This window comes from Myroides sp. ZB35, assembly GCF_001865835.1.
GTDB lineage: Bacteria > Bacteroidota > Bacteroidia > Flavobacteriales > Flavobacteriaceae > Flavobacterium > Flavobacterium odoratimimum.
Genome location: NZ_CP017769.1, coordinates 53,611 through 65,253, shown reverse-complemented (window position 1 = coordinate 65,253; position 11,643 = coordinate 53,611). Strand labels below are relative to the sequence as shown.

Annotated in this window: 14 protein-coding genes; 11 read left to right on the top strand and 3 right to left on the bottom strand. The window is 32.3% G+C overall.

Going from position 1 to position 11,643, the window contains the following annotated elements:
* Positions 1-43: 43 nt before the first annotated feature.
* The gene (locus tag BK054_RS00295) at positions 44-376 is read right to left on the bottom strand and encodes a hypothetical protein (RefSeq protein WP_071306846.1); all 333 of its coding nucleotides are present in this window, start codon (positions 374-376) and stop codon (positions 44-46) included.
* A 133-nt stretch (positions 377-509) separates the two neighbouring features.
* On the opposite strand from BK054_RS00295, the gene BK054_RS00290 reads away from it, so the two are divergent.
* From BK054_RS00290 to arsA, 11 genes are all read left to right on the top strand, one after another.
* The gene (locus BK054_RS00290; RefSeq protein ID WP_016361620.1) at positions 510-839 is read left to right on the top strand and encodes an ArsR/SmtB family transcription factor; all 330 of its coding nucleotides are present in this window, start codon (positions 510-512) and stop codon (positions 837-839) included.
* Positions 840-901: 62 nt separating this feature from the next.
* A complete protein-coding gene (locus BK054_RS00285; protein WP_006260095.1) occupies positions 902-1,354 on the top strand; it encodes a DUF6428 family protein in 453 nt (150 codons plus the stop codon).
* Positions 1,355-1,371: 17 nt separating this feature from the next.
* On the top strand, positions 1,372-1,986 hold the full coding sequence (locus BK054_RS00280) for a low molecular weight phosphatase family protein (RefSeq protein ID WP_006260096.1): 615 nt from the start codon (positions 1,372-1,374) through the stop codon (positions 1,984-1,986).
* Between the two features lie 3 nt (positions 1,987-1,989).
* Positions 1,990-3,024, top strand: a complete 1,035-nt coding sequence (arsB, locus tag BK054_RS00275) for an ACR3 family arsenite efflux transporter (protein ID WP_006260097.1) — start codon at positions 1,990-1,992, stop codon at positions 3,022-3,024.
* A 12-nt stretch (positions 3,025-3,036) separates the two neighbouring features.
* On the top strand, positions 3,037-4,125 hold the full coding sequence (locus tag BK054_RS00270; RefSeq protein WP_006260098.1) for an ArsO family NAD(P)H-dependent flavin-containing monooxygenase: 1,089 nt from the start codon (positions 3,037-3,039) through the stop codon (positions 4,123-4,125).
* Between the two features lie 63 nt (positions 4,126-4,188).
* Positions 4,189-4,509: an ArsR/SmtB family transcription factor gene (locus tag BK054_RS00265; RefSeq protein WP_006260099.1), complete on the top strand. Its 321-nt coding sequence runs from the start codon at positions 4,189-4,191 to the stop codon at positions 4,507-4,509.
* 95 nt (positions 4,510-4,604) lie between these two features.
* Complete coding sequence (locus BK054_RS00260) at positions 4,605-5,066, top strand: nitrophenyl compound nitroreductase subunit ArsF family protein (RefSeq protein ID WP_071306845.1); 462 nt, start codon at positions 4,605-4,607, stop codon at positions 5,064-5,066.
* Positions 5,067-5,072: 6 nt separating this feature from the next.
* Positions 5,073-5,771 carry an aromatic aminobenezylarsenical efflux permease ArsG family transporter gene (locus BK054_RS00255; protein ID WP_006260101.1) on the top strand — a complete coding sequence of 233 codons (699 nt, stop codon included), beginning with the start codon at positions 5,073-5,075 and terminating at the stop codon, positions 5,769-5,771.
* Between the two features lie 10 nt (positions 5,772-5,781).
* Positions 5,782-6,024 carry a thioredoxin family protein gene (locus tag BK054_RS00250; RefSeq protein ID WP_006260102.1) on the top strand — a complete coding sequence of 81 codons (243 nt, stop codon included), beginning with the start codon at positions 5,782-5,784 and terminating at the stop codon, positions 6,022-6,024.
* Positions 6,021-6,353 carry an arsenite efflux transporter metallochaperone ArsD gene (gene arsD / locus BK054_RS00245; protein ID WP_058699358.1) on the top strand — a complete coding sequence of 111 codons (333 nt, stop codon included), beginning with the start codon at positions 6,021-6,023 and terminating at the stop codon, positions 6,351-6,353. Before BK054_RS00250 ends, arsD begins: the two co-directional genes overlap by 4 nt.
* An 87-nt stretch (positions 6,354-6,440) precedes the next feature.
* Entirely contained in the window at positions 6,441-8,171 is a 1,731-nt protein-coding gene (gene arsA / locus BK054_RS00240; RefSeq protein ID WP_071306844.1) for an arsenical pump-driving ATPase, read from the top strand.
* A gap of 254 nt (positions 8,172-8,425) precedes the next feature.
* Here arsA and BK054_RS00235 read toward each other — a convergent pair whose 3' ends face one another.
* Both BK054_RS00235 and chrA read right to left on the bottom strand, forming a co-directional pair.
* Positions 8,426-9,955, bottom strand: a complete 1,530-nt coding sequence (locus tag BK054_RS00235; RefSeq protein WP_006266575.1) for a SulP family inorganic anion transporter — start codon at positions 9,953-9,955, stop codon at positions 8,426-8,428.
* 489 nt (positions 9,956-10,444) lie between these two features.
* Positions 10,445-11,569 (bottom strand): chromate efflux transporter, encoded by a 1,125-nt coding sequence (gene chrA / locus BK054_RS00230; protein ID WP_071306843.1) that lies wholly within the window; start codon positions 11,567-11,569, stop codon positions 10,445-10,447.
* Positions 11,570-11,643 lie beyond the last annotated feature (74 nt).

Genomic DNA, 11,643 nt, shown 5'->3' with positions numbered 1-11,643 from the left:
CTTTGAGTTGATCGAGAGGCTTATTTTCATGATATTAAAATTATTATTCAATGGTTATGTTACTATAATAACTTGAAAAATGGACGATTAAGATTTCTAAAAAGCGTCCCATTAGATATCCATATTCAGGTTTAAATTTAAGTGGTTTACCATCAATTTTTGTTACTCGAAATACTAATTTTTTATTGTCATCATATTTGATAGGTTGAATATACAATTCATCTTCCCATTGCTTAGATTTTGTACTATGGAAGTATAAATTGTAACCATCCGTAGAATCTGTTGTGTGTTCCCAAGTTTCTAATTGGCTCTTTGTTTTTTCTTTAATCGCTTTGCTTAGTGTTTGTGCGTTATTAGTATGTACGGTTATTTTCATAAATATTTTTTTAAGTAATTGATTTTTAGTTGTTTTATTAAATGTAAAGTTCTGAAAATATAAAATATAAAAAAATATTTTGTCAGTTTAAATATTCATCGTAATATTGCGATATATAATTAAGTATAAAACAATGGGAGTAACAAAATCAGAATTATTTAGTGATAAGAAGAATAAGTTATCACTTATGTTTAAGGTTTTAGGGCATCCGGCAAGACTTGCAATTCTTCAGTATATTATCAATCAAGATGCTTGTATTTGTAATGATTTGGTAGAAGAACTTGGATTGGCTCAAGCAACTATTTCACAGCACTTAAAAGAGCTTAAGAATAGTGGACTTATAAAAGGAACAATTGATGGTAAATCAGTTTGTTATTGTATTGATGATGCAGTTTGGAATGAATTTTTTGAGGAATTTAAAATGTTCTTCACTCAAAGAATCCAGTCAGAGGGTTGCTGTTAATATTTTTTAATTAAAATCATCGCAATATTACGATTATAGTGTAACGAAAATAGAATTATAATATGAAATTATCAGAAGTAAAAGCCGTTTTAGGAAATTTAGATCGAGTAGATTTTCAATTTGAAGATGGAACGTTTGTAGCAGAACACTTCCATGTAACAGAAGTAGGTCAAGTAACCAAAAAGTTTATTGACTGCGGGGGAACAATAAGAGAAGAGGTTAAGGTAAGCTTTCAATTATGGAATGCAGATGATTATGAACATCGTTTAAAAGCAGGTAAATTGCTTAATATTATTCGATTGTCAGAAACAAAATTAGGTATTGTTGATGCAGAGATTGAAGTAGAAGTTCAAGGGAAAGAAACAATAGGAAAGTATTTCTTAGAATTTAATGGAACTCACTTTCTATTAAAAAACACATTGACTGCTTGTTTAGCTGAAGATGCTTGTGGGATTACACCAAGTAATCAGGCAACTACAACTAGTTGTTGCGATCCTAACTCTGGATGTTGTTAATCTTAAAAAAGTAAAAGATGTATAAAACACTATCAACTACAATTAGCACTATACTTGAATCACAAATGATAAGTGATAGTAGAAAAGAAGTTTTGGCTCCTTTGGTGGCTTATATTCAATCTAAGGTTGATTCAAAATCTCCAATTCGAATCAATTTTATCTGTACACATAATTCAAGAAGAAGTCATTTGACTCAGATTTGGATGCAAGTAGCGGCTAGTTACTATGGCATTGCAAATGTTACTTGTTATTCAGGAGGAACCGAGCAAACAGCTATGTATCCAATGGTTGCTACAGTTCTGAAAGAACAAGGGCTTGATGTATTTAAAATTGCAGAAGGAGAGAATCCTATTTATGCTATAAAGTATGGTGATAATGAAGTTCCTATTATTGGTTTTTCTAAGAAGTACGATGCTGCTTTTAATCCAAGTGGTGATTTTGCAGCTGTAATGACTTGTTCACAGGCTGATGGAGGTTGTCCTTTTATAGCAGGTGCTGAGCGAAGAATCCCTATTACATTCGAGGATCCTAAGGCATTTGATGGAACAGCAAATCAACAAACAGGATATTTTAATCGAAGTATTGAAATTGCAAGTGAAATGTTTTACATCTTATCACAAATTAAAAAGTAAGTTATGCAAGTTAGAATGAAATTTTTAGATCGATACTTAACCCTTTGGATTTTCTTGGCTATGGGGATTGGTGTTTTGATAGGAAATGTATTTCCAAGTGTTTCTAATGTAATGGATAAACTGTCTATAGGAGCTACCAATATTCCGCTGGCTATAGGGCTAATCATCATGATGTATCCTCCACTGGCTAAGGTTGATTATAATCTATTACCAATGGCTTTTAAGGATAAGAAAGTACTAAGCTTATCTCTTTTCTTAAACTGGATTGTAGGACCTGTTTTAATGTTTGTATTAGCCATTATTTTCATGCGTGATGAACCAGATTATATGGTAGGTTTGATCCTTATTGGTTTAGCAAGATGTATTGCTATGGTGATTGTATGGAATGATTTAGCGAAGGGCAATAGAGAATATGCTGCCTTACTGATTGCATTAAACAGTGTGTTCCAAGTGCTGTTTTATAGCTTTTTTGTTTGGCTTTTTATCAACGTATTACCTTCTTATTTTGGATTTGCGGATTATGCTATTTCAATTAAGATGAGTGATGTTGTACAGAGTGTACTTATTTATTTAGGTATTCCATTTTTAGCTGGATTTTTAAGCCATAAGTATTTAATTAAAATAAAAGGAGAAGATTGGTTTAAGCGTAAGTTTATCCCTTTTATATCACCTTTTACTTTATATGCTTTACTGTTTACCATTGTGCTTATGTTTAGCTTAAAAGGAGAACAAATTGTTCAGTTACCTATGCAGGTAGTTAAGGTCGCTATTCCACTTGTTATCTATTTTGTATTGATGTTCTTTGTTAGTTTCTTTTTAAACAAGTCAATGAATGTGGATTATGATAAAAATGCTGCTATTTCTTTTACTGCATCAGGTAATAATTTTGAATTAGCGATTGCGGTGGCGATTGCTGTATTTGGGATACATTCTCCTCAAGCTTTTGTTGGGGTTATCGGACCTTTAGTAGAAGTTCCTGTATTGATTTTACTGGTTCGTGTGAGTTTATGGATGAAAAAGAAATATTATACAAAGTAAAATATAGCCTTTATGAGAAGTTTTGTAAATGATAATAAAGTTGATCAAAATGATTATGATTTAATCATTATTGGTGGTGGTCAAAGTGCTTTGGCTTGTGGGTTCTATTTAAGAAGAACACAAATAAAGTATTTGATTTTAGATCAGCAATCTCAACCAGGAGGAGCTTGGATTCACGGATGGGATTCATTGTCTTTGTTTTCTCCTGCAGAGTTTAGCTCTTTACCAGGCTTTATGTTTCCTAAATCAGAAAACTATTATCCTGTTCGAGATGAGGTTATTTCCTATATGGAAGATTATCAGTCTAAATATGAACTACCTGTAAAAAGATCTGTTCAGGTTACAGCAGTTTTAAAGCAAGAGGGAGGATTTACTTTAAAAACTTCGATTGGCGATTTCAAAGCAAAAGCAGTAATATCTGCTACAGGAACATGGGCTAGTCCTTTTGTTCCTGTCTTTAAAGGTTTAGATCAGTTTAAAAATGAACAATTACATTCTGCTTATTATAAAAATGCTTCAGATTTTATAGAAAAAAAAGTATTGGTCATTGGTGGAGGTAACTCTGGAGCACAAATTTTAGCAGAAGTTTCAAAGTATACGGCTGTTACTTGGTCAACAATAGGAGCACCAGCTTTTTTGCCTGATGATGTTGATGGTAGAGTTCTTTTCGATGTAGCAACGCAAAAATATAATGAGCAAAAGGCGGGCAATGATCAGGTACAAGCAAAATATAATGTAAGAAGTATTGTTATGGTTCCTCCTGTTGTGGATGCTAGAGGTAGAGGTGTGTTAAATAGCAAAGGAGAGATCGAACGTTTTACTGAAACTGGTGTTGTCTGGAAAAGTGGAGAAGAAGAAAACTTTGACGTTGTAATTTGGTGCACAGGATTTAAACCTGCATTAAAGCATTTAGAACCTTTAGGAATACTTCAACCAGATGGCAGAGTGAATACCAATGGTAACAGCAAAGTTGAAGGAATTAATGGTTTGTGGCTTGTAGGCTATGGTGATTGGACTGGTTTTGCTTCTGCAACATTGATTGGAGTTGGTAGGTCTGCTAGGAGTACAGTGGAAGAAGTTGGAGATTTTTTAAAGTTGTAAGAAGAACTTTAGATAAATTGTTCGTATATTTACGAACAGATTAATTTGATAAATGATAAGGGTATGTTGAAAAGAGACTTAACAGAAAAACAAGTAGAGATAGCAAGAATAACGAAGGCTTTATCTCATCCTATACGAGTTGCCATTTTAGAAATGCTTGCTTCTCAGGAGTGTTGTTTTCATGGAGATATGTCAGAGGTATTACCTGTAGCAAAAAGTACATTGTCTCAACATTTAAAAGAATTAAGAGAAGCTGGCTTGATTCAAGGAACGATTAATTTACCTACAGTAAAGTATTGTATTAATAAGGAGAATTGGCGAATTGCTAAGCAACTATTAAATGAGTTTTTTGAAGATATTAAAAAGCCTTCTGAGTGCTCATAAAAAAAAAAATTACTTTCAATGTTCGTAGTTTTACGAATTACGAACATTAACAATTAGTGAAACTAAAAATTTAAATAACATCAAAATTATTACTTATGAAAACAACTTTTTTAAGCCTTATCTGTATGTTGGCTTTAGTTACTAGTTCATGTTCAGACAAGAAAAACACACAAGAACAAGATGCGTTAGTCGAGTCGAGTATAGAAGCATTAGATCAAGAGCAGACTATACAAGAGAAATCGGATAACACGATGGTTTATGTTTATTATTTCCATGGAAAGCAACGTTGTAAAACTTGTCTAGCAGTTGGAGACTTAACTAAGAAAACTGTAGAAGGGGCTTTTGCTAGTAATGAGTTAGTGAAGTTTATAGAAGTAGATACAAGTGAAAAGCAGTATAGTGATTTAGTAGAGAAATATGAGGTGACTTGGAATGCACTTATTATTGCAAAGGGAGATGATTCAATTAATCTAACAGAAGATGCTTTTGCAACAGCACTAACAACACCAAAGGTATTAGAAGAGCTTATAGTTGAACAAGTAAACAAAAAACTTTAATGTTAGATGGAATTACTACAACAATTAGTAGACAGTTCTGATATTCCAATAGTAACTGCGTTTTTGTTGGGACTGATGACTGCTATTAGTCCTTGTCCTTTAGCTACTAACATTACAGCTACAGCTTATTTAAGTAAAGATATTACAGTTAAGCGTAAAGTACTATTTAATGGACTGTTTTACACCTTAGGTCGTGCATTTACTTATACTGTATTAGGAGTTATTTTCTATTTTGGAGCAAGTAAGTTTCAAGTAGCAAAACTATTGCAAAATGTAAGTGGTGTTTATTTGGGAATTGGATTAATTCTTATCGGTATTTTAATGCTTGATATTATTAAATTAAATATACCAGGAGTAGGATCACTAAGTCAGAAGGTAAATCAAAAGAACTTTAAGAAGAATTATTTCAATGCTTTTTTACTTGGTGTTTTATTTGCTTTAGCGTTTTGTCCTTACAGTGGAGTATTATTTTTTGGAGTGATGATTCCTTTAATTATGGCGAGTGCTTCAGGATTATTATTAGCACCAGTTTTTGCTTTAGCAACAGGGTTGCCTGTAATCATCATAGCTTTTTTACTTGCTTACAGTGTATCTAATGTAGGGCATTTCTACAATAAGATGAAGAGTTTTGAAATTTGGTTCAGACGTATTATATCTGCTGTTTTTATTGTTGTAGGTGTTTATTATATATATGTGAATTTATAAAAAAATAGATATGGAAATAATAGTTTTAGGTACAGGTTGTGCCAAGTGTAAAGTAACTTTAGAAACCGTAGAATCTGTAGTAAAAGAATTAGGTTCTGATATCAAAGTTACAAAGCAGGATGATATCATAGAGATTGTAAAATATAACATTATGTCTTTACCTGCTTTGGTTATTAATGGAGAAGTTACTGTAAAGGGGTATGTTCCATCAAAAGAAGAAGTAAAGGAATTAATTAAAAAACATCAGATATGAAAAATGAAGTAAAGATTTACGATCCAGCTTTATGTTGTCCAACAGGGCTTTGTGGGGTTAATATTGATCCTGAATTAATGCGTATTGCTGTTGTAATAGAAAGCCTAAAGAAAAAAGGCATTTTAGTTGAGCGATTTAACTTACGTGACAATCCTCAAGTTTATGTAGACACTAAAGTAGTTAATGACTTTATCCAAAAAGAGTCTATCGATAATTTTCCTATTACTACCTTAAATGGAGTAATTGTTCTTACTAAATCATATCCCAGTAATAAGCAAATTTCAGAATGGCTTGAAGTGTCAGAATCTGATTTGATTGTTACAAAATAATCTAACCAAATTTTCATTTTCAATTTAGTTCGACATACCTAAATGTATGTCGAACAGGAATTGTATTGAATAAAAAAAATAGTAGTTATGAGTAATTTTAAACTATATAATCCCTCTAATGAAGGATTTACAAAATATATTTTCTTTACAGGTAAAGGAGGAGTAGGAAAAACATCAATTGCATGTGCTACTTCTTTAAACTTAGCAGATAGTGGGAAAAATGTATTACTTATTAGTACAGACCCTGCATCAAATTTGCAAGATGTATTTGATATACCTTTGAGTAATAAGGTAACTAAGTTAAAAGATATTCCCAATCTTTCTATTTTGAATTTAAACCCAGAGCAAGCAGCTTTAGAATATAAAGAATCCATAATAGGACCTTATCGAGGAAAGTTACCTGAGGCTGTTTTATTTAATATGGAAGAGCAACTATCAGGATCATGTACAGTGGAGATTGCTTCTTTCAATGAATTTGCAGATGTAATTACCAATAAAGAGAAACACGATTTATATGACCATATTGTGTTTGATACAGCACCAACAGGACATACACTTAGAATGTTACAACTACCAGCAGCATGGAATACATTCATTGATGAAAATACAACAGGTGTTTCTTGTCTTGGGCAATTGTCAGGATTAGGTGATCGTAAAGAGGTATACGAGCAAGCAGTAAAAACATTGAGCGATAAAAATAATACAACTTTATTTTTGGTGAGTCGTCCAGATGAAACACCATTAAAAGAAGTGGAGCGTTCATATAAGGAACTACTTGAGTTAGATATACAATCTCAGCGTTTAATTATCAATGGAGTGCTAGAGAATTTTGATCAGGATGATTCTATTTCAAGTAAGTTGTATAAACGCCAGCAAAGTGCCTTAGAAAATAGAAGTAAAAGGCTTCTTGATATTCCAACCTATTATGTTCCATTAAGATCGTATAATATGACTGGAATTGATAATATTAGAAATATGCTTATTTCTAATACAAGTGCTGTTTTGACTGAAAATAGCTTAGACAAAAGCGAGTTACAAGATATTGATGTATTAATAGAAGACCTTTTCATTTCTAAGAAAAAAGTGATTTTTACAATGGGTAAAGGAGGTGTAGGGAAAACAACAATAGCTGCTCGAATCGCTAGAGGACTGGTTAAAAAAGGAGTTAAGGTTCACCTAAGTACAACAGATCCAGCCAATCACTTAGCGTATGTAAATACAAAGGTAGAAGGGCTTACTGTTAGTCATATTGATGAGAAGAAGGTGTTAGAAGCTTATAAGGAGAAAGTTTTAGCTAAGGCAAGACAAACTATGGGGAGCAGTGATTTAAGTTATATTGAGGAAGATTTACGCTCTCCTTGTACACAGGAAATAGCTGTTTTTAATGCTTTTGCTGAGATTGTAGCTATAGCAGACCATGAAGTAATTGTTATCGATACAGCACCGACAGGTCATACTTTATTGTTATTAGATTCAACTCAAAGCTATCACAAAGAAGTAGAGCGTACACAAGGAGATATTAGCGAGGCTGTTCAGAATTTATTACCACGTTTAAGAAATGAACAAGAAACAGAAGTAGTTATTGTTACGTTACCAGAAACAACGCCTGTATTTGAAGCACAACGCTTACAAGAAGATCTTGCAAGAGCAGGTATACACAATAAATGGTGGGTAATAAACTCAAGTTTATATCTAACAGATACAACAAGTACTTTCCTGAAGGATAAAGCAAAAACGGAAGTACAATGGATTAATAAAGTCAATGAACTTTCTAAAGGTAATTTTGTTGTAATACCTTGGATGGAAAAGGTTGAATAAAGAAGTACTTTTTAAAAACATCACACTGAATTAGAATGATATACTAATTTAAGTGTGATGCTTTTGTTGGTCTCAGATTATAATTAAAACTATACGTTAAAGTAAATTTAGTTTCCAAAATCTTTTTGGCTTTATAGCCTTGTGTAACAGAAAATAAAACTCAATAAGGAAAGTTTAGTTATGTTCTTTTAAATTTAACTATTTGGCTTGTATTTGTTTTTTATACATGAAATATAGTATGCTCTAGTAAAATATTAGGAATTGTATTGCTTATAGTCGGTATCGAGGATACTTATATCAACAACTCCTTGTGCATTTTTGATTAATCTTCTACAGGATAAACTTAAATGTTTTAAATGAACTTGTTTATTAGCTTTAGCATATTTTTCAGTAAGTTTATTAATTGTTTCTATTGCAGACATATCTGTAATTCGACTTTCCTTGAAATCAATAATAATCTGATCAGGATCATTCTCTATATCAAATTTTTCAAGAAATATTGTAGTTGAACCAAAAAATAAAGGTCCATATATTTCATAATGTTTTATTCCATTTTTATCGATATATTTTCTAGCTCTTATTCGTTTAGCGCTTTCCCACGCAAAAACAAGAGCAGAAACAATAACTCCTATTAATACAGCTAATGCTAAATTATGCAATATAACTGTTATACTCGCTACTAGGATAATAACAAAGATATCGTGGCGAGGCATTTTATTTATTATTTTAAAACTAGCCCATTCAAAAGTTCCAATGGCTACCATCATCATTACTCCAACTAATGCAGCCATAGGTATTTGCTCAATTACAGGACCTGCAACTAAAATTATTAATAGTATAGAACATGCTCCTACAAGAGCAGAGAGTCTTGTTCTTCCCCCAGCACCTATATTTACTAGGGATTGTGCAACCATAGCACAACCTCCCATACCACCAAAAAATCCATTCGTAATATTAGCAATACCTTGGGCAGTTGCTTCTCTATTTGAATGTCCTCTTGTATTCGTAATTTCATCAACCATATTAAGTGTAAGTAAACTCTCAATAAGCCCAACTCCTGCCATAACAATAGAGTAAGGGAATATGATTTTTAAAGTTTCAAAGGTAAAGGGAATATTTGGAATATGGAAAGTAGGTAAGGAGCCTCCTACAGAGGCAATATCAATTACTTTTTTAGTATCGATATTAAAAAAGTAAACAAGTGCAAAAACAACAATAATAGCTGCAAGAGAAGATGGTATTACTTTTGTTACTTTAGGAAGTAAAATTACTATTGTAATTGTAAGTAAAGTTAATCCAATCATAAGATATAAGGCTGAACCTTCTAACCAATTTTCAACTCCATTTGTAGTAATTTTAAATTGAACAATTTGTGACATAAAAATGATAATTGCTAATCCATTTAAAAATCCATACATTACAGAGGAAGGAATTAACCGAATGTATTTACCGAGTTTTAATACTCCCACAAGTAGTTGTAAAAGTCCTGCTAATACAACAGCAGCAAAGAGGTATTCTGTTCCATAACTAGCTGCAAGAGCAATAAGAACTACAACAGTTGCTCCAGCTCCTCCTGAGACCATACCAGGCCTTCCTCCTAATATTGCTGTTACAAGTCCCATTAAAAAAGCAGCATATAAACCTGTCAATGGTGATAGACCTGCTAGTATAGCAAAAGATAAGGATTCAGGTATCATAGTCATAGATACCGCTAAACCAGCCAATATCTCATTTTTGTAATTGATTGGTTGACTAAAATCAAATAAATTGATTAGTTGCTTCATAGAAAAAAAATTAAATAAGTATGACGCTTTGTAATTTTAATTACAAGCAATAATAGATATGATATATGTACTTTTATAAGTATATATAAGATAAGTCCATGACAAAAGTGCCAAAGGAAATAATTGGATAAAAAAAACTATTAGCCTAAGATCAAGGCGGAGTAATTTGAGAAGATATTTTTACTGTTTTTTTCATAAGTTACAAAGTTATTGCTTTTTTATTGTATTCTGAAGATTTTTTTAATTTTTATTTGATAGTATGAAAATTCTCAAGATATTTCTGCATAGCATCGCGGCAGTGTCTAATGGATTTAAACAAATATTTTACAAACAAGTAACTGAATAATTTTTTTTAGTAGAAATCATCATCAATAGCTTAAGAGAAACTACTTTAATCAACAGTATTTGATGAAATAGATATACATTAAGCTATTTAATTATGTAAGTTTATGATTATAAGATTTTTAATAAAGTTATTTATTATTTTGATTAGTAGAGTATATACCCCAACAAAGCTCCTACTAAAACAATAAAAGCACTATTTACTTTTTTAAATTTAAAAACGAGTATACCACTAAGTAGGGTAATAACAAGGGTTTGCCAGTTGAGCAAGACATCTCGTGTCATCGTTATACAAACAGCGACAATCAAGGCGACAGAGGCAACATTCACCGCATCTAAAAAGACAGATAATCCTTTTGAGTTGCGAAGTTTTTTCATCAATGGGTTTAGTAAGGCTACTAGAATAAAGGATGGTAAAAAAATTGCAACAGTTGAAAGAATTGCTCCAGATAAACCATTAATTTGAAAACCAATAAAAGTAACGGAAGAGAAAACAGGTCCTGGTGTGAATTGCCCTACAGCAATTGCATCCATTAGTTGTTCCCTTGTTAGTAATCCTGTTTGTACTAGTTCTGTATCTAAAAAGGCAAATAGCACATAACCACTACCATAAAGTATAGCCCCTATTTTGAGAAAAATCCAAAATAACTGTCGATTGGTTGTGCTACAAAACGGACTTTGTATGCTAAGTATGAGAGGTAATGCAATCAAGCTTTGTAAGGTATTTTGCTTTCTCGTCTTGATAAAAAACAGGGCATAGGCTAAAAATCCAGCTCCAAACAATAAAAAGATTTCACTAACCCCTAGCAAAGAAGCTACCAAGACGATTAACCCCAAAAAGGCTAAAAAGGTGGAGTTAATAGATTTTTTAGCTAGGGAAAAAACAGCTCCAAGGATAATAGCAATAATGGCAGGTTTAATTCCATAGATAAATGGTTGAACTTGTGGCAATTGCCCATATAGTTTATAAAAGTAGGCGAGTACACCCGTTAGAAAAACAGCGGGAAGAATAAAACATAGCCCTGCAATTATGAGGCCTTTCCATCCCCCTTTGTCATAGCCAATGTGAATGGCCATTTCTGTACTGTTAGGACCAGGGATTAAATTGGTAGCTCCCAGTAGATCTAAGAAGTGTTGTTCATCCATCCATTTTCTTTGTACAACGACTTCCTCTCTCATCATCGCAATATGCGCTGCAGGACCTCCAAAACCAATAATTCCCAGTTTTGTAAAGACTTTGGCTATTTCTTTTAGGCTTACTTTTTCTGACATTTTGCTTCCTATTTTTAGTTTTTATTGCAATTGATGTGTTCAACATTATTGTGTAATAGGAACAGGGGGTAAAA

Excerpts from the sequence above, each read along its gene's own strand:
- BK054_RS00295 (WP_071306846.1), bottom strand. The coding sequence starts at position 376 with ATGAAAATAACCGTACATACTAATAACGCACAAACACTAAGCAAAGCG.
- BK054_RS00290 (WP_016361620.1), top strand. The coding sequence starts at position 510 with ATGGGAGTAACAAAATCAGAATTATTTAGTGATAAGAAGAATAAGTTA.
- BK054_RS00285 (WP_006260095.1), top strand. The coding sequence starts at position 902 with ATGAAATTATCAGAAGTAAAAGCCGTTTTAGGAAATTTAGATCGAGTA.
- BK054_RS00280 (WP_006260096.1), top strand. The coding sequence starts at position 1,372 with ATGTATAAAACACTATCAACTACAATTAGCACTATACTTGAATCACAA.
- arsB (WP_006260097.1), top strand. The coding sequence starts at position 1,990 with ATGCAAGTTAGAATGAAATTTTTAGATCGATACTTAACCCTTTGGATT.
- BK054_RS00270 (WP_006260098.1), top strand. The coding sequence starts at position 3,037 with ATGAGAAGTTTTGTAAATGATAATAAAGTTGATCAAAATGATTATGAT.
- BK054_RS00265 (WP_006260099.1), top strand. The coding sequence starts at position 4,189 with ATGTTGAAAAGAGACTTAACAGAAAAACAAGTAGAGATAGCAAGAATA.
- BK054_RS00260 (WP_071306845.1), top strand. The coding sequence starts at position 4,605 with ATGAAAACAACTTTTTTAAGCCTTATCTGTATGTTGGCTTTAGTTACT.
- BK054_RS00255 (WP_006260101.1), top strand. The coding sequence starts at position 5,073 with ATGGAATTACTACAACAATTAGTAGACAGTTCTGATATTCCAATAGTA.
- BK054_RS00250 (WP_006260102.1), top strand. The coding sequence starts at position 5,782 with ATGGAAATAATAGTTTTAGGTACAGGTTGTGCCAAGTGTAAAGTAACT.
- arsD (WP_058699358.1), top strand. The coding sequence starts at position 6,021 with ATGAAAAATGAAGTAAAGATTTACGATCCAGCTTTATGTTGTCCAACA.
- arsA (WP_071306844.1), top strand. The coding sequence starts at position 6,441 with ATGAGTAATTTTAAACTATATAATCCCTCTAATGAAGGATTTACAAAA.
- BK054_RS00235 (WP_006266575.1), bottom strand. The coding sequence starts at position 9,955 with ATGAAGCAACTAATCAATTTATTTGATTTTAGTCAACCAATCAATTAC.
- chrA (WP_071306843.1), bottom strand. The coding sequence starts at position 11,569 with ATGTCAGAAAAAGTAAGCCTAAAAGAAATAGCCAAAGTCTTTACAAAA.